This is a genomic window from Candidatus Pelagibacter ubique HIMB140 (genome assembly GCF_025558165.1).
Lineage (GTDB): Bacteria > Pseudomonadota > Alphaproteobacteria > Pelagibacterales > Pelagibacteraceae > Pelagibacter > Pelagibacter ubique_T.
Window position 1 is genome coordinate 606,000 of the sequence record NZ_LAMZ01000001.1, and the last position, 18,861, is coordinate 624,860.

The 18,861-nt window shown below is 25.4% G+C and carries 16 protein-coding genes; 12 read left to right on the plus strand and 4 right to left on the minus strand.

Going from position 1 to position 18,861, the window contains the following annotated elements:
• Positions 1-51: 51 nt before the first annotated feature.
• Positions 52-1,827, minus strand: a complete 1,776-nt coding sequence (gene dnaG, locus VP90_RS03395; protein WP_262589693.1) for a DNA primase — start codon at positions 1,825-1,827, stop codon at positions 52-54.
• Positions 1,827-2,288 (minus strand): GatB/YqeY domain-containing protein, encoded by a 462-nt coding sequence (locus VP90_RS03400; RefSeq protein WP_262589694.1) that lies wholly within the window; start codon positions 2,286-2,288, stop codon positions 1,827-1,829. The genes dnaG and VP90_RS03400 overlap by 1 nt, the downstream gene beginning before the upstream one ends.
• Positions 2,289-2,415: 127 nt before the next feature.
• Between VP90_RS03400 and carA the strand changes: the two genes are divergently transcribed.
• The 9 genes from carA (at position 2,416) to VP90_RS03445 (ending at position 12,962) form a co-directional block, all read left to right on the plus strand.
• The gene (carA, locus tag VP90_RS03405) at positions 2,416-3,612 is read left to right on the plus strand and encodes a glutamine-hydrolyzing carbamoyl-phosphate synthase small subunit (RefSeq protein ID WP_262589695.1); all 1,197 of its coding nucleotides are present in this window, start codon (positions 2,416-2,418) and stop codon (positions 3,610-3,612) included.
• A complete protein-coding gene (carB, locus tag VP90_RS03410) occupies positions 3,590-6,808 on the plus strand; it encodes a carbamoyl-phosphate synthase large subunit (RefSeq protein ID WP_262589696.1) in 3,219 nt (1,072 codons plus the stop codon). The genes carA and carB overlap by 23 nt, the downstream gene beginning before the upstream one ends.
• 87 nt (positions 6,809-6,895) lie before the next feature.
• Positions 6,896-7,282 carry a hypothetical protein gene (locus VP90_RS03415; protein WP_262589697.1) on the plus strand — a complete coding sequence of 129 codons (387 nt, stop codon included), beginning with the start codon at positions 6,896-6,898 and terminating at the stop codon, positions 7,280-7,282.
• 3 nt (positions 7,283-7,285) lie between these two features.
• Entirely contained in the window at positions 7,286-7,498 is a 213-nt protein-coding gene (locus VP90_RS03420; RefSeq protein WP_262589698.1) for a hypothetical protein, read from the plus strand.
• Positions 7,499-7,596: 98 nt separating this feature from the next.
• Positions 7,597-7,899, plus strand: a complete 303-nt coding sequence (locus tag VP90_RS03425) for an STAS domain-containing protein (RefSeq protein ID WP_262589699.1) — start codon at positions 7,597-7,599, stop codon at positions 7,897-7,899.
• Between the two features lie 80 nt (positions 7,900-7,979).
• Positions 7,980-9,248, plus strand: a complete 1,269-nt coding sequence (locus VP90_RS03430; protein ID WP_262589700.1) for an O-antigen ligase family protein — start codon at positions 7,980-7,982, stop codon at positions 9,246-9,248.
• Between the two features lie 13 nt (positions 9,249-9,261).
• Complete coding sequence (locus tag VP90_RS03435; RefSeq protein ID WP_262589701.1) at positions 9,262-10,146, plus strand: AAA family ATPase; 885 nt, start codon at positions 9,262-9,264, stop codon at positions 10,144-10,146.
• Complete coding sequence (locus VP90_RS03440) at positions 10,136-11,041, plus strand: hypothetical protein (RefSeq protein ID WP_262589702.1); 906 nt, start codon at positions 10,136-10,138, stop codon at positions 11,039-11,041. The genes VP90_RS03435 and VP90_RS03440 overlap by 11 nt, the downstream gene beginning before the upstream one ends.
• Positions 11,034-12,962 (plus strand): transglutaminase-like domain-containing protein, encoded by a 1,929-nt coding sequence (locus VP90_RS03445; RefSeq protein ID WP_262589703.1) that lies wholly within the window; start codon positions 11,034-11,036, stop codon positions 12,960-12,962. Before VP90_RS03440 ends, VP90_RS03445 begins: the two co-directional genes overlap by 8 nt.
• 53 nt (positions 12,963-13,015) lie before the next feature.
• Here the strand turns inward: VP90_RS03445 and VP90_RS03450 are convergent, their stop codons facing one another.
• Positions 13,016-13,591 carry a pilin gene (locus VP90_RS03450; RefSeq protein ID WP_262589704.1) on the minus strand — a complete coding sequence of 192 codons (576 nt, stop codon included), beginning with the start codon at positions 13,589-13,591 and terminating at the stop codon, positions 13,016-13,018.
• Between the two features lie 297 nt (positions 13,592-13,888).
• Between VP90_RS03450 and VP90_RS03455 the strand changes: the two genes are divergently transcribed.
• Together VP90_RS03455 and VP90_RS03460 are read left to right on the plus strand one after the other, a co-directional pair.
• Positions 13,889-15,790, plus strand: a complete 1,902-nt coding sequence (locus VP90_RS03455) for a tetratricopeptide repeat protein (protein WP_262589705.1) — start codon at positions 13,889-13,891, stop codon at positions 15,788-15,790.
• A complete protein-coding gene (locus VP90_RS03460) occupies positions 15,787-16,497 on the plus strand; it encodes a glycosyltransferase (protein ID WP_262589706.1) in 711 nt (236 codons plus the stop codon). The genes VP90_RS03455 and VP90_RS03460 overlap by 4 nt, the downstream gene beginning before the upstream one ends.
• On the opposite strand, the gene VP90_RS03465 is transcribed toward VP90_RS03460, so the two are convergent.
• Positions 16,483-18,111 carry a hypothetical protein gene (locus VP90_RS03465; RefSeq protein ID WP_262589707.1) on the minus strand — a complete coding sequence of 543 codons (1,629 nt, stop codon included), beginning with the start codon at positions 18,109-18,111 and terminating at the stop codon, positions 16,483-16,485. The genes VP90_RS03460 and VP90_RS03465 overlap by 15 nt on opposite strands.
• Positions 18,112-18,178: 67 nt before the next feature.
• On the opposite strand from VP90_RS03465, the gene VP90_RS03470 reads away from it, so the two are divergent.
• Positions 18,179-18,850 carry a hypothetical protein gene (locus VP90_RS03470; RefSeq protein ID WP_262589708.1) on the plus strand — a complete coding sequence of 224 codons (672 nt, stop codon included), beginning with the start codon at positions 18,179-18,181 and terminating at the stop codon, positions 18,848-18,850.
• Positions 18,851-18,861: the final 11 nt, after the last annotated feature.

Genomic DNA, 18,861 nt, shown 5'->3' on the forward strand with positions numbered 1-18,861 from the left:
AAGTCTTATATAATGTCAAATCTGTAAAAATCCATTACAAATTTGTCCTGATTAATTGAGATTCTGCTTTTTTTTAAGCTCTTTTAGCTCATTAAATGTGCTCTCACTCATATCGACTGAGAACTTCGACTCTAACTCTTGAATTCTAAACTCAAGATCATAATTCAAGAGATCTCTTGAGATATCTTCAAGCAATTCAATGATTTTCTGTTCATCTTCATAATTATTTTTTAAAATATATTTTATTGGTGCAAACTTATTTATTTTTTCAATTATCTGACTATCTAAATTTAAGTCCTGAACAGATATTTGATCTTCAGATTTTAAAACTTCAATTATTTGATAAAAGATTTTTTTATTAATTTCAGTAAATAATTTTACACTTTCAATTAAATGAATATTTGATTGCATTAAATTTAAATTATTAATTACCAAATAAATCAAAGAAAATTCTTTAAGCTCAACTCCAGATAAAGATTGACTATCGTTATAATGTTTCTTGGTAGCGTCTAAAGATTTGGTTGGTTTTTTATACGATTTTTTATTTTTTTGATTTGAATGAGGAGTTAATTCTGCAATTTTATCTAAAAAATATTCTAATACATATTTTTTTATGTAATCGTCCTTAATACTGTTTGCAACCTCTCTTAACCTTTTTTCAAATATAGCCATAGAAGAAGGATTATTTTCAGTTTGTTTTTTATAGTGACTAAAAATAAATTGATGAATTGATAACTTAGATTGTTTGGTAAATTCTATGAAATTAGCTTTTCCATTTTTATTCACATAACTATCAGGGTCTTCTTTATTTGGTAAAAATAAAAATGAAATTTGTTTTTCTGGTTTTAATTCTTTAATTGAATTTTCCGCAGCCCTTAATGCTGCTTTATACCCACTTTCATCTCCATCAAAGCAAATAATGATATCATCAAAAAATTGATTAAGTATCAAAATCTGTTTATCAGTAAGTGAAGTACCAAGATTTGCAACAGCATTATCAATTCCGTTTTTACTTAAACCAACAACATCCATGTAGCCTTCAACTAAATAAATATGATCTACTTTGTTTGATAATTTTCTAGCTAAATCTAGATTATATAAGTTTGATCCTTTTTTAAAAAATAAAGTTTCTGGTGAATTAATATATTTTGCAAGATAATCTAATTTCTCTATTATTCTTCCACCTAAGGCAATTGGTTGTCCTGTTATATTGTTAATTGGGAAAATTAATCTTCCTCTAAATCTTTCAATATAAATTTTCTTTTTTTCATCATAATAAAACAATCCAGTTTCAACCAAGGTTTGTTCGCTATATTTATTTTTTAATTCTTCAAAAATATTTGGATTTTTTTCCACATATCCTATTTTAAATTTTTTTACATCCTCTTTACTTAAAGATCGATTTTTTAAGTACTCTCTAGCATTTGAATATTGTTCGTTTTTGATCAACTCATTATGGTAAAAATTAACATATTCATTATAGATTGATTTATATTCATTCCATTTTTTTTCTCGTTCTTCATCTTTTTTTGAAAACAAATATGGTTGCATGCCCGCTAGTTGCGCCAAATGTTTAACTGCTTCTCCAAACTTTAAATTCTGAGTTTTCATTACAAAATCAAAAATATTTCCATGTTCTGACGTAGCAAAACAATGATAAAATTCTTTTTCATCATTAATTGTAAATGAAGGTGTTTTTTCGTTTTTGAATGGAGACAAACCTACAAATTCTTTTCCTCTTTTTTTTAGTGAGACTGTTTTTGAAACAACTGTTGATACTTTCAACCTTGTCTTGATTTCATCTAAATACTCTTTGGGGTATTTCATCAACTATTTAATAATCCCTTAATTATCGATCCAGCTTTAGAAAAATCAATTTCATCAGAATGAGATTTCTTTAACTCACCCATTATTTTGCCCATATCTTTAATAGAACTAGCACCTAACTTAGAAATTAATTCAGCACATAGTTTTTTGGTGTCTTCTTCGCTCATTTGTTTAGGCAGAAAACTGCATAAAATATCATATTCATTTTGTTCAACTTCTAATAAGTCTGATCTGTTATTTTTTTTATAAATCTCAATAGATTCGGCTCTTTGTTTAACCATTTTTTTTATAAGCTTTTTAATATCTTCATCATCTGTATCTTTTTTGTTGGGCCCAGAACGATTTGCAATGTCTAAATCTTTAATAGAAGATAAAATTAACCTGTAGGTTGATATTTTATTTTTATCTTTCGATTTTAGAGCATTTTTGTATTCGTTTTCGATAGTGTTCTTTAATGACATAATTTTTTTAATCTACTTCAAAGAAAAAATTCTTCAAAAGAAAAATTGTTTTTTTACAATTTTATAATACATCTCTGTTGCGATAATAAAGCAATTATTGTATTAACCTTTAACTCATGAGTTGTAATTGATCAAAAATTCAAAAAAAATAAACTCAAAAAATAATCATCAAATTAATACAGGTGTTTTAGTTCTTGAAAATAAGAAAGTATTTAAAGGAATTGGTATTGGCTACGAAGGTGAAGCAACTGGAGAAGTATGTTTTAATACTTCTTTAACTGGTTACCAGGAAATAATCTCAGATCCATCCTATGCTGGTCAAATTATCAATTTTACGTTTCCACACATTGGAAATGTAGGTACCAACAGAGAAGATATAGAGTCTGACAAAATATGGACTAAGGGAGTAATTTTTAATTCAGAAATAACTGATCCATCAAATTACAGAGCTTACTTAAATCTAGATTCATGGCTAAAGAAAAATAAAATTGTTGGACTCACTGGTTTAGATACTAGAAGTTTAACAAATTTTATTAGAGATAAAGGAGCACCAAAAGGAACAATTGCTTTCTCAAAAAAACAAAAATTCAATTTAAGCAAACTAACAAATACTACTTTAAAATGGAGTGGATTAAAAAACCTTGATCTTGCTAAAGAAGTATCAACTCCAAAAAATTATATTTGGAAAGGTTTTAAAACTTGGAAAAAGAAAGATGGATTTGTCAAAAATAAAAAAAATCAATTTCATGTTGTTGCAATTGATTATGGTATTAAAAAAAATATTTTAAGATATTTTTCTGATTTTAATTGCAAAGTGACAGTTGTGTCATGTGCAACCTCTGCAGAAAATATAATTAAACTTAAGCCTAATGGAATATTTCTATCAAATGGACCTGGTGATCCTGCTGCAACTGGAAAATACGCGATAAATATTATCAAAGAACTTATAAAAAAAAATCTACCAATATTTGGAATTTGTTTGGGACATCAAATTTTAGCTCTGGCCCTAGGAGGTAAAACAAAAAAAATGAAACTAGGTCATAGAGGAGCTAACCATCCTGTAAAAAATTTAGTTCACGGTAATGTAGAAATAACAAGTCAAAATCATGGATTTAAGGTAGTTGAAGAAACTTTGCCCAAAAATATTCAAGTAACCCATCAATCTCTTTTTGACAGTAGTGTTGAAGGAATTAAATTAAAAAACAAACCTATATTTTCAGTGCAGTACCACCCTGAGTCTAATCCAGGACCTCAAGACAGTATCTATTTATTTCAAGAATTTATTAACAATATGAAAAAAAATGCCAAAAAGAAAAGATCTTAAAAAAATTTTAGTTGTTGGAGCGGGTCCAATTATTATTGGTCAAGCATGTGAGTTTGATTATTCAGGAACACAAGCTTGCAAAGCTTTAAAAGATGAAGGTTATAAAATTGTTTTAATTAATTCTAACCCTGCAACAATAATGACAGATCCAGATGTTGCAGATAAAACTTATATAGAACCAATCACATTAGAGGTTCTTGAAAAAATTCTTATAAAAGAAAAACCTGATGCAATTCTTCCAACAATGGGAGGTCAGACTGCTCTTAACCTTGCAATGGAGGCAGAGAAAAAAGGGATATTACAAAAATACAAAATAGAACTTATTGGGGCAAATTCTAAAGCAATTTCTAATGCTGAAGATCGAAAGAAATTTAGAAAAAATATGATTGATATTGGTTTAGATTTACCAAAGTCTGAAATTGTTAATAACATTAATCAAGCTTCTAAAGTTCTTAATAAAATTGGTTTACCTGCAATCATAAGACCTGCATTTACTTTAGGTGGTCTAGGCGGTGGGATAGCGAAAAATAAAAAAGAATATCTTAAAATTATAAAAAATGGATTGTACGAGTCCCCTGTAAGCCAAGTTCTTGTAGAAGAATGTCTAGAAGGTTGGAAAGAATTTGAGATGGAAGTTGTAAGAGATAAAAAAGATAATTGTATAATTATATGTTCAATAGAAAATATTGATCCGATGGGAATTCACACGGGAGATTCTGTAACTGTTGCTCCAGCTTTAACTCTTACTGATAAAGAGTATCAGGTTATGAGAAACGCTTCTATTGCATGCTTGAGAAAAATTGGAGTTGAGACAGGTGGGTCAAATGTTCAATTTGCAATCAATCCAAAAAATGGACGAATGGTTGTTATTGAAATGAATCCAAGAGTATCTAGATCATCAGCACTTGCATCTAAAGCTACCGGGTTTCCAATTGCAAAAGTAGCAGCCAAGCTAGCAGTTGGGTATACTTTAGATGAACTTAAAAATGAAATTACAAAAGTAACACCTGCTTCTTTTGAACCAAGTATTGATTACGTAGTCACTAAAATACCTAGGTTTACTTTTGAAAAATTTTCTACTTCTCCTGTAACTTTAGGTACTTCAATGAAATCTGTTGGAGAGGCAATGGCTATTGGAAGAAATTTCAAGGAGTCTTTACAAAAAGCATTGGTATCCTTAGAGACTGGTTTTTCTGGTTTAGACCAAATATTTAATCTAAATAAAAAACAAATAGAAAAAAAACTTAAAGAGCATATTCCAAATAAAATGCTCCTTGTTGCTGAGGCTTTTAGGAAAAAAATCAATTTAAAAAGTATTTACAGTTTATCTAAAATTGATCCTTGGTTCTTAGCTCAAATTAAAGAAATTGTTGATAACGAGTTAGTTGTTAAAAAAAGAGGTCTTCCAAGTGATTATAATGAATTTAATAGAATTAAATCTATTGGTTTTTCAGACAAAAAATTAGCAGAGCTTACTAATTGCTCAGAAGATCTTGTAAGAAGAAAAAGAACAGCTCTCAAAGTACTACCTGTATACAAAAAAGTCGATACCTGTGCTGCTGAATTTAAATCATTTACGCCTTATATGTACTCAACTTATCAAAGAAATTTTTCAATAAGTTCTGAGTGTGAAGCAGATCCATCAAATAAAAAGAAAATAATAATTTTAGGTGGTGGCCCTAACAGAATAGGCCAAGGGATTGAGTTTGATTATTGTTGTTGCCAGGCAAGTTTTTCATTAAAAGATGCAGGTTTTGAAACCATCATGGTTAATTGTAATCCTGAAACTGTATCTACTGATTATGATACGAGTGACAGGTTATATTTTGAACCTTTAAAGGAAGAATATGTATTTAATATAATTAAAAAAGAACAAGAAAAAGGAAATCTAATAGGTGTAATTGCTCAGTTTGGTGGACAAACTCCAATTAAGCTTGCTAAATTTTTAAATGATAACAAGCTTCCAATTTTAGGAACACAATATAACTCTATAGATTTAGCAGAAGATAGAGATCAATTTAGAAATTTATTAATTAAATTAAATTTAAAACAAGCAGATAGTGGAATTGCAAAAACATTCAAAGAGGCAATTAAGATATCTGAAAAAATTGGTTTACCATTAGTAGTTAGACCTTCATATGTTTTAGGTGGTAGAGCAATGGAAATTGTTCATGAAAAAAGTCAATTGAAAAACTTTGTTGAGGAAGCATTTAAAGCTGCTGAAGAAAATCCAATTCTAATTGATAAATTTCTAGATCATGCAATGGAAGTTGATGTAGATGCTATTTCTGATGGTAAGGATGTTTTTGTAGCAGGTATCATGCAACATATTGAAGAAGCAGGTATTCATTCTGGAGACTCAGCATGTAGTTTGCCACCAGTATCTATTAAACCATATCTTATAAAAGAAATTGAAAACCAAACAAAAAAATTAGCTTTAGCACTTAAAGTTAAGGGTTTTATGAATATTCAATATGCAATCAAGAAAGATGAAATTTATATTATTGAAGTAAATCCTCGTGCTAGTAGAACTGTACCTTTTGTATCAAAAGCAAAAGGAATTCCACTTGCGAAGATTGCATCAAGAATAATGGCTGGAGAAAAGCTTTCTAAATTTAATCTTAAAGATAATTCAAAAGGAATGTATGCTGTAAAAGAGGCTGTATTTCCTTTTAATAAGTTTCCTAATAGTGATTTACTTTTAGGCCCTGAAATGAAGTCTACAGGTGAAGTAATGGGATTTGATAAAGATTTTGGAATGGCTTTTGCTAAAAGTCAGATTGCTGCAGCTAATTCACTTCCAAAAGAAGGTCTTGCATTTATATCTCTAAAAGACTCTCATAAAGATGAGGGTATTGATTTAGCAAGACAGCTGATAAAGCTTAACTTCAAATTATGTGCAACAAAAGGTACTGCTGAATATATTCAAAAACATGGAATGAAATGTAAAATTATAAACAAAGTAAGTAGTGGTAGTCCTCATATTGTAGATGTATTAGATTCAAATAAAATTGAACTTGTAATTAATACTGGTGGTGGAAACAGTGAGCACAGATTAAATGATGCTATTGCACTTCGAAGAGCAACTCTTAAAAATAAAGTTCCTTATTGTACAAACATGTCCACTGCTCTAGCATGTTTAAAAGCAATTAAATCATTGAAAACAAAAAAACTAGAAGTTCAAGCTATACAATAAATATCTATAGAAAAATTATATATTAAGCTTAGATAATAATATAAATTTTATTTTAAATAAAACCCAATTTGGGTAAAAGATCAGCTAATGCATTTACAAAATTACAAAATTATCGAAGATTTAGTCGCTTCAATATATACAAAAGATATATCAGACTTTGGTGAAAGATCTTATTACCCTCAAATATTAAAATTAGTTAGTAGAATTAATTTAAAAAATTTTAATAATGAAAACTTAATTTGTGAAAATGAGGTTTTTTGCTCTACTTCAAATGGAGCAAGTATTAATTTAATTTCAAGAAGTCTTGGTCTTCCAAGGGAAACCGTTAGAAGAAAAGTTTCAGAATTAATCAAATTAAATTGGTTAATTAAAGACAATTCAAAAATTTATGTTTCTCAAGAATGGAGAAAAAAAAATTTAGAAAACAATGAGATTATTCTCAAAGAATTAATTGAGCTTTCTACAAAAATTTAAATTATGAATAATATTCAACATATAATTTTAAAAAATAAAAAAATAAATGATGTGGTGGTACCTAAAGCTTATTTAGATAAAAATGAATATAACGCTAAGTTAAGTTACGAAGAAATGATGAATAAGATTAATGGGAAAGAGAAGAAAAAGAAAAAACTAATCTATTTTGTATCCACTGTTTCCGCAATCGCATTAATTGCTGCAAGCTACTCCTAGGCTTAATTTTTAAATTAATTTCAATTTTTACCATCAACAATAACATTTAGGTTTAATGATTTTGTTGACTACGTGTTTACTCTGATTATATTCAAAACATGAGTTATCCAGAAAAAACTGAAAACGATTTACTAACAATTACTGTAAGTGGTGAAATAGATCTAGAAAATTCAAGCAACTTAAGACAACAAGTACACTCCGCTCTAGATAATAATAAAGCTGTATCAGTAGATATGAGTGCTGTAGATTACATAGACAGTTCAGGAATTGCAGTGCTTATTGAAAGCAAACAAAGAGCTGGGGAAGGAAGCAAAGAATTTAAAATTATAAAACCAAGTGAGGCTGTTTTATCAGTTTTAAAATTAGCAAAACTAACAAGCTTTTTTGAAATCATAAACTAAAAATTTAATTATTTAAGAATTAGAACATTCAGCAAAATGGATGATTTATATTTTAATAAAATGATACAACCATAAGCATAATGTCGAGAGTAAAATATTTTGACAATTTACTTTATTTTTTAATTTCTTCCGTAATATTTATTACAGCTGGTAATTTTATTGAAGACTATAAAAAATTAATTTTTTTAAAATTAATTATAATATTTTTAATTTTGTCTAAAATCGATTTTATAAAAGAAACAAAATCAGTACTAAAAAAAAATAGAACAATAAGTATTATTTTAATCTTATTTATTATTTCAGTAACATTTTCATTTATTACTTCTCCATCTAAAATTCATCAATTTGCATTTCAATGGCTAAGAATTAGATATCTTGACACAATTACAGATATTTTTTTTTTTATTTTTCTATATCTATATTTTAAAGATAGGATAATTAATTATGATAGTTTAGTTAAATCAGTTATTTTTCCTGGATTAACATTTTCTATATTTGTTATTTACATTTTTATATCAAATAAAGGTCTTTCACATAGCAATAAAGAAATTATATTTTTTGATGGAGTAAGAATGGTCGGGATGCTAGTTACATTTTTAGTTGCTTTTTATTTGGGTTGTTTACATTCAACCTTAAAAGAAAAAAAAATCCTGAATTTATTAATTTTAACCACTTTTATAACTTTAGCTATATTGTTAATGGGTCGAGGTACAATAATTGCAATTTTAGCAACATATTTTTTTGTATGCATAATATTATTCTTAAACAAGGAAAAATTTAAAAATGAATTATTAATTTTTATTTCTAGTTTTTTTTTATCCATATTAATAGCTCAAATAATTTTTCAAATAATATTACCTCCAGATGAATTTATTTTTTTTTCCAAAAGCAAACATGGTCTTTTCTATGCTTTTGATAGAATTAATTTGTGGAAATATGGATATATTATCTTTTTAGAAAATCCTTATTTTGGAAAAGGACCTGGAGGTTTTGCGATTGCTGCTTACAATGATTTTTATGCCCAAAAATCTTATGGAGATTTATTAATTACTAATTATTTAACACACAATCATCCACATAATTTTATTATCCAGTTTATAGTAGAATGGGGAATTGTTGGAACATCATTAATTTTTATTTTATTAATAAGACTAAGTATAATTAGCTTAAAATATTTTTTTAAATTTAAAATAAATCACTTATTGATATCTGGAGTAAGTATAATTGGATTGGCGAGTCATGGCCTGGTAGATGGAGCTCTTTATCATGCAACATTCACTTTTTACTTTGTTTTGTCTTTAAGTATATTATGTTCAGAATTATCAAAAATAAATAATTATAAATCATAAATAAAATAATCAAATGTTTAATAATATTATAGATGGTATTTCAAAAAATATAATAGCTAATCAGTTTAAAATTAAAATTTCTCTTGCAACAATTATTAGTGGAGGTCATATTTTAATAGAAGACTTACCTGGTACAGGTAAAACTTCATTTGCAAAATCATTAACCGAATCTCTTAATTTAAGTTTTAAAAGAATTCAATTTACATCCGATATGTTACCAAGTGACATTTTGGGCTATACATATTTAAAGAATAATAAATTTGAGATAAATAAAGGTCCAATATTCACTAACATTGTTTTGGCAGATGAACTAAATAGAGCTAGCCCTAAAACTCAAAGTGCTTTCTTAGAGGCAATGGAAGAAAATACAGTTACAATTGATAAAAAAACTTTTAAGTTACCTAGTCCATTTTCTGTTATTGCAACTCAAAACCCATCTGATTTATCTGGAACTTCTTTATTACCAGAGTCCCAACTGGATCGTTTTTCAGTATCATTTTCTTTAGATCAATTAAATCAAAATGATCGAATAAAAATTTTAAATAATGAGACAAATAAAAAAATTATTAGAGATAAAAAATTTAATTATAAAAAAATTAAAACTTTAGATACTATAAATGTAAATGAACTGATTTTAATATATCTAGATAATATTAATCAGTATATCAAAAAAAAATTTGTTAATACTCATATCTCTATAAGATGTTTAAAACAAACTATTAGTATTAGCAAAGCTATGGCACTAATTAATCAGAAGGAATATGTTACTTTTCAAGAAATTAAAGATACCCTTCCTTACGTTTTGCGACATAGAATTAATTTAGTAGAAAAAAATGAAACAGTTGATTTTATTAGATCTGAAATTTTAGATAAAGTACCACTTCCAGATGAAGTTTAATTTTTTAGAAAAAAATTTACTTAAAAAATCTTCAAAAACTAAAAATAAGTTAAATCGGAATAATTTATATATTTTCCCAAATCTAAAAGGTATTCAAATTGGAGTTTTAATTTTTTTTTGTTTTTGTGTATCAATATTTTACCAAAATAACTTTGCTCTATTACTATCGATTGTGCTTTTTTTTGTTTTTTTTATATCAATTTTAATTTCTTACCAAAATTTAAATAATCTAGAATTTAGATTAATCAACAACGTATTTCCTGCAAAAAAACCTATTGAATTAAGTTACTTAGTAAAGAACGAAAAAAAGACTGAAAGAATAAACATTAACCTAAAACAAAATAATTATTCAATCAATTTAGATATTAAAGAAAATGAGCAGATTAGTTTTAAAAATAAATTTGATAAAAGAGGAACGTTTAATGTTCCTGTAATAGATGTTAAATCAGTCTTTCCATTTGGAATAATAAATACATTTAGTAAAATTATTTTTGAGGAAAAATTAACAATATATCCAAATCCAATAAAACCACCTGAAAATTTATTAGATAATATACTCAAATTAAATAAAGAGGGTTTTGACTATGAGTTTGATAAAATTGAAGAAGATAAATTTGGCCAAAATTTATCAAAAATTTCATGGAAACATTATTCAATTAAAGGAAAATTATTTTATAAAAAATTTGTATATAAAAATAACAATCAAAATTTAATTATAGATATAGAAAATTTAAGCAATGATAAGGAAAAGGCATTATCCTATGCATCATACCTTATTGATCAAATGTATGATCAAAAAAGATTGTTTTCCATAAAATATAAAGATTATTTGTCTAATATGTCTTGTAGTTATGAACACAAGAAAAAACAATTAACTTATCTAGCAAATGTATAGATTTGATTTATTAAACTATAAATTTACATCAATTTTTCTTTTAATTTTGAGTTATTTTTCAATAGCTTTTGAGGTAAGTAATTTAAATAATTTATACTTTATCTTAATTGCATTTTTATCAATATTACAAAATAATTTATATTATAGTTATAAAAAAATAATTAGTGGAATAGTTGCATTAATTAGTTTTTACATTCAATTTATACTTAGTGATTATACTCTTTCTAAAGAATATTTTTTAAGCATAATTTTAATTTTAATATTTTTAAAATTTTCAGAATTAGAGAAAAAAGAAGATTACTTTTATTACAATTATACATGTATTTTTTTAGGAATTAGTTCTTTGCTATATGGACAAGATTTACCAAGTTCTATTTCATCATTTGTTTTGATAATCATCTCAATTATTCAATTATATTCACTGAATCAAAAAAAAATATTAAACGTTAATTTTAAAAATATATTTAGATATTTACTTTTTAGCTTTAGTATTTTTCCAATAATTTTAGTTATTTACTTAATTTTTCCGAGAACAGAAATTAATTTAAAATTATTTGAAACAAATGAAAATAACTTAGGTATTCCTGATAAAATAAGTTTAGGTTCATTTGAAGATATTTCAAATAGTGATGAAAGTGTATTTATATTTTCTCCGCAAAAAAATTTAGAAACAAAAAAGTATTATTTTAGAGTAAAAGTATTTAATATTATAGATGAAAATAAAAATTGGATATCAGCTGATGGAAGTCAACTAATTAAACAGTACTCAAAAAATATCAAAATTAACCTAAAGCAACAATCAAAAATACCTTTTGGTAAAATTATAATCTTCCCTCATGAAAAAAAATGGTTACCTAAATTAACTAATTATTCTTATAAAAACCAAAAAATTTTAAATAATTTATTTGATAACTTATCTTTTTCAGAACAAGAAATTATAAAAAAAACAGCTTTTGATTTAGTCTCATACAAACTTGACTATTTATATGACCAAGAATTAATTAGTTTTTATACTAAAATTACAGAAAATATTTCTCCAAAACTAAAACTATGGGCAAACAATACTTACCAAAATTCATTAACTAAAAGAGATTATCTAGATAAAATATTAAATAGATTTGCTACAAGTGATTATTATTACAATTTAAATCCAAAAAAAATTGGAAACAACTATGAAAAATTCTTTTTTGAGACCAAAACTGGTTATTGTGAGTACTATGCTGGTGTTTTTACGATTCTATCTAGACTGGCTGGTATACCAGCAAGAATAGTTTCTGGTTATTACGGTGGTGAATATAATTCCCTTGGAAAATTTTACACTTTTAGACAACAGGATGCCCATTCTTGGGTAGAGGTCTATCTTGATAATCAATGGGTTCTTTATGATCCAACATTATCAATTCCAAATAAAAATATCATAAATTCAAATAATCAAACTTTTAATAATGAAGTAAATAATAATGAGCTATCTAATCAAGATGTGTCTATTTACAAAAATCAAATTGGTAATATTTCTATTTATTTTGATTATGCAAACTACTTGTGGACTAATAAATTTATTAAATATGATGATAAAGCAAGAACTAACTTTATTGAGAATAAATTCAAAAATCTTAATATTGTTGATGACCTATATTTTTATTTAATTGTAATTTTTTTATTTTTATTTTTCTTAATTATATTCAAAACACTAATTAAAAGAGAAATTTATTTTAATATCTTTTTCAAAAAAATTAAAAAAATTAATAATCTTGAAAACAAAAATTATACTCACCAAGAAATTTTAAGAAATTTAGATGATAAACAACAAAGTAATTGGAAAGATATTTTTTATTATTATGAAAAATATAAATTTTCAAATAATTATAAAATAAATTTTATTGATTTTATTAAACTTAATCTAAGAATATTTAGGGTATAAAAAAACCCCCTAAATCAAATTTAGGGGGTTTTAATAATAGTTAAAAAGTTTTATTACTTAAGCTCGTACATTGCACCTTTGTAATCACCAGATCCTGTTGCTGTTTCTGCTGTGTAATATTCTACATAGAACATTCCATCAGTACTTGCAGCTAATACGTCTTCAGTAGCTGTAGTTCCACCTACAACTTGATCACTAGTTGGCAATTCAAAGTTGATAGCACCTTTAGTTTTCTCACTATCTTCTGCATCGAAGTATACTTGATTTCCACCTGCAGCATCATATGGATTTTTGAAAGCATTTCCATAACCGCCAGTATCAAAGTAACAAGCTAGACCAGTTAAAAAATCTGAAAGACCAGCTGAGTGAATTGTGTATTTTGTTAAGTTATCACAATCTGCACCTTCACTTAGTGCTCCTGATACCGTTTGAATATTATTGTTCAATAGTGTTAGCTCTGTATCAACAAATCTTTTAACAGAGTTATAGTTTGCTAATGCAACTCTACTTTTAGCTGAGTCAGTGTAACTCTGGTATCCGACGATACCAACTCCTGCTAAAACTCCAATAATCGCAACTACCACAAGCAATTCAACTAGTGAAAAACCTTTTTGTAATGTTTTTTTCATTTATTTACTTTTGTCCTTTTATTGTTTTAGTAATTTTATATTTGCATTAATAAATTGTTTTAATCTTATGTAAAGGGTATTTAAATAACGAGACTAAAACATTATCTATATATATATACTTATTTTATAGATGCAATACATATATAAAATCATTATATATTTTATTTGATAAAAGAAGCATTTCTTTAACTAACAAAAGTAAATTATTTGCAATTTATGATTTTTGATCATGATACTATATTGATGATACTTAGAACTAGCTATACATAAAACTAAAAAACTAGTTCTATTTAATCAATGTTAAAATTTAATTTTCAAACAATTAAGAAATTTTTTTATGAAAAAGATCTTATTTTCTTTCTATTAAATTTCCTATTTTTTTATATTATTTTTTGGCATGCTCTTGACTATGGAAGAACATTTGATGATGGTGCTCTAGACAAAGAATTCAATAACGCTCCTGGAGATGGAAAACTTTTAGCAACATTTTTTTACGCTGAATTTCATTTTTATCCTATTTATTTTATAACACACGAGTTAGATAATTTTATTACATTCTTATATAATTATTTTGTAGGAGAAATAGCTAATATTAAAGTTGCAAAAAATACAAATTATATTTTACACATACTTAATGCATATCTAGTATTTATAATTTTAAAATTATTATTTAATCCTAAAAATATTTTAGAAAAAACAGTATTATATTTTGCCTCTATAATATTTCTAATTCATCCGATTGGTTCGCAGATAATATTTAATGTGACAACAAGAAATGAAAGTTTGGCACTTTTCTTTTCATTGTTAACTCTTATTTATTCATTTGAATTGTTTAAAAAAAAAACAATCGTAAATTTTTTTTATGTAATAACTTTATATTTCTTTGCATTATGCTCAAAATTATCAGCTATAACCTTTTTAGCCATAATTCCTTTAGTAGTTTTATTAATTAATTCAAAATATAGTGAATTACGAAAAAATTTAAAAAAAATACTTCCTATATTTTTATCTTTACTAATTGTATTCTTAACATTCTATTACGTTAGAAGTAATTTTGTAAATGAATATTTAATAAATTACTACTCAAATTTTAGTCAACTAATTTCAGAATTTTTAATAGCAGTAAAATTTTATTTAAGAGGTTTGATTTTCCCATTTGAGCATATCTATGTTTATGCTGATAACTATAATGGAAATTACAGTTTAATAATTTTTATTTTGTTTATAATAACTGTGATTTTTTCAATATTTGTATATTTTAAGTTTAATGACTCTATCTTAGTAGTTATTATTCTTTGGTTATCTGCAACACTTAGTTTGCCTATTTTATTTAATTTGATTGAAACAGGATTTCCACTTATATCAAAACTAACTGAAAGATATCAATATTCGTCAATACCTACATTATCAATTTTGTTTGGTTGGTTTTCATTAAAATTTATAAATAAGAAGTATTTAAACGTTTTCATATTAAGTTTTTCATTATTGGTGATAGTTTTTTTTACTTTAGTAACAAAAGACAGAAGCTATGTTTATGAGAACAATGAAATTTTTTTTTCAAAAGCAGATAAAAATAGTCCATCTAATGTTTATAAATATTCTTTTACGATTCCAGTTGCAAAAGCAATGCATTCAAATGACGAAAGTGCTTTTTTGTTTAATATTTATCAACTTTACTACCTCTATCCAAATGATTTAGACAATAAATTTCAATTGATGAATTATTTTATTAAGAAAAACAATAAAAAAGGTCATGATTATTTTTTAAATTCAATAAAAGAAACAAATTACGAACCTCCCATAAAATTTAGATTGGCAGAATTTTATTACAAACATGATAATTATATCGAAGCACTTAAAACTATTGATGAAATATTCAATGATTTTGATGAATTAATTGCGTCAAATAAATCAAAAGGAATATTAATTAAAATTACTGAACCTGAAATAGATGATGTTTATTTTTTAAAAGGCTTAAATCAAAAAGCATTAAACCAATTAGAAAATGCACTAGAAAGTTTTATGATGTCGAACCTACATAATCCTTTGCATGCTACAGCTTTATATAATTCTTCAATTATCTTAAAAGAATTAGGGCAGACAGAGCTTGCAAAAAGACATTTTGAAGACGCAATAACACTTAACCCTTTTTTAAGAGAAACGGTAAATAATATGATTAATGACCAAAGAGCTAAATGAAAAAATCTTTGAGCATTATAATCCCGGTATTAAACGAAGAATTAAATATCATCCCTTTAACAAATAAAATTATTAAAACTTTAAAAAAATACAAATTTGAGATCATTTTTGTAGATGACTCCTCAACTGATAACTCAAAAAAAATATTAAATAAGTTGAAATTAAAATATTCATTTTTTAAACCAATCTTCAGATCTAAGGAACGTGATTTAAGCAAATCTTGTTTTGAAGGAATTAAAAAATCTAAATTTAAAAATATATTAATAATGGATGGAGATTTACAGCATGATCCAAAATTTATCCCAAGCATGTTTGATAAGTACATAAAAAATAGTTTAGATTTAGTGGTAGGTGCAAGAAAACTTTACAAACCGAATAATCCAGGATTATCAGAGTATAGAAGATTTGCTTCTCTAGTATTGATCTACTTTTTTTCTTTTTTAAATATTAAGACAAAAGATCCTATGAGTGGTTTCTTTTTATTTAAAAAGAAAATTTTTACTAAAAACAAAAAAAGGTATTTTGGTAAAGGTTTTAAAATTTTAGCTGACTTAATTATTAATTCAAAACCAAAATTGAAAACAGAGGATTTATATATAGATTTTAAAAGACGCTATCAAAATAAAAGTAAGATGAATTATAAAATTTTACTAGTATTAATCAATTTTTATTTAATAAGTTTATGGAAAAAACTATTTATCTATTAGTTTTTTTGCAATTTCATCAATCATTAGTTCGTTATTCTTTAACCATTCTCTTGATTTTTTTGAAATTGAATTTTTTACATATTTTTTTGCATCAAATAAATTTGAAAATTTTTTAACAGGTTTTTTAAATTCTTTATTTAAATCTGTTGAACCTATCTTATCTAAAATACTTTTTATCTCATACTCAGACAATTGTTGTTTTAATAAGTTAAACTGTTTATCCATTTCTTTTTGAATTTTTGGAAAAAACTCTTTTTTTATTTCTTCTGAAATTATTTCTGGATCTATAATTTTTTTTTGTGAGGAAGAGATATTTGTCTCCATATTTTTCTGAAGTATAGAGTGACTGTGCTGTAGCTCAGATGAGTGGTACATCTGTAACATTCTCATATTTTGCATATCCATAATTTTTGACATTTGATCAAATTTATCTTGCAGTTTTTCTGACTGACTTTTATTTTTTTGTTGTTCCTCAATTTTATTTATTAGCTCAGGCTCTATGTTTTGAACTTTTTGATTTAGTTCTTCAATTTTCTGAGTTGCTTCGTTTCTATAAGCTGAAATATTGTCTAACGTTTCATCAATTTTATTGTTCAAATCATTTAACGAATTTTCAATTTTTAAATTATAATTTTTTAAATCACTAATTTGATCCTCAAATTGTTTATTTAAATTTAAGTTTTCACTTAGTTTTTGTGGATCATTTAATTGATTTATACTTTCATCTATTTTGGATGAAATTGAATTCATGTTATTTTGAATATTGTCAAATTGATTATTTAACTGTCCAATTTGATCTTCAAGATTTGCAAAATTTTTATTTGTTTCATCTTCATACTTTTCAAACTCTTTGTGATAATTATCATTTATATTATTAAATTTGTTTTCAATACTCTCTTCAGATCTAACCAGTGCATCTGTTAATTTTATGTCCAACTGATCATTAAACTTTTCCGAGAAAAGATTTTTTTGATTTAATAATTCATCTAATTTCTCAGAAAGTTCAGTACTATTTAGATCAAGATCATTTATTTTTGCGTTAAGCATTTCTAACTGTTCATTAGAAAATATTTGAGATCTTTTTATTTCCTCTTTTTCTAAGCTATTATCTTTTATTTGCTCTTGCTCACTACTTTGCTTACTAACAACAGTCTCTGCCACTTCTTCAGTTAGATTAATTATTTCATCAACTTCATCAATTAAATCTATTATTTTTTGATCATTATTTTCAAACACTTCCTCTTTAAGTTCAATAATATTTCCATCAGTATTTCCGAAGTTATATAATTCCTGGTTTGCTTCGTCTATTTCACTCAAATTTTGATCAACAATTTCGTTGTTTAAAAAAATTATTTTCTCACTTTTATTTGTCTTTTGCTTTGGTTGTGATTGAATTGATGTCTCATTAGTTGAGGTAAGTGCTACTGTTTTGTCAGTTCCCGTAGAAGACATTCTTGTCTCAACACCGTCTTTGAGATCAATTACCTGTTCATTAAAAATTTCTTTAAGTTTTTGAACATAAAGCTCTTTTGAAAGTTGAAGTTTTTTATCTTTGAGTAATTCAAGTTTAATTTCATTGAGAGTTTTTTTGATGTAATTTGGGCTTTTTTTCATATAATAATTTTTAAGAACGAATCATTAACAGTTTATCAAACCTGATAATGATAGTAAAAAATTTATAATGTTTGGATTGGGTAAAAATAAATCAGTTACAGTTGAAGACGAATCTATTAAAGACAAATCGAAGTTTGTTGTAGTTGGTTTCACTGTTATGATTTTAACTTTTTTTGTGTTTATCATTAGTGAGATCTACACATCAATTCAATTATCAAAACAGAAAAAAGTTTTAGCTGGAGCAAATAGTATCCAAGCTGAGTCTGATAATTTTTTAATTAAGATGGCAACCGCTGGAAAAGAAGTAAATAAAAATGAGTATGAATATATTAAGGAAATTATGATGTTTATGTCACCAACTGAATTTCAAAACTTTAAAAACTCTATTTCTGGTATGGCGAACGAATTTAATGTTAAAATTAACAGTTTAAATGAGGGAGAAGCAGATCCATTGGGCAAAGACTATTCTATAAATTATATAGAATATCAATTTTTAAGCACATTTGAAAATTTAACCTTTCTTAAAAACAAAATTTCTAAAACTAATTTTAAGGTAAATATAATTTCAGAGAGTATATCAAGAGAAAATACTAAATCTGATAAAGTTATAGCTCAAGGAAAGATTGGAGCGTATGTTTTTCCTGGTAAAGAAAAATTATTAAAAGATAAAGAAAAATTAATTGAAAAGTTCAAGCTAGAGGAAGCAAAATTAGCTGAAGAAAATAAAAATAAAGAATAAATAATTTATTT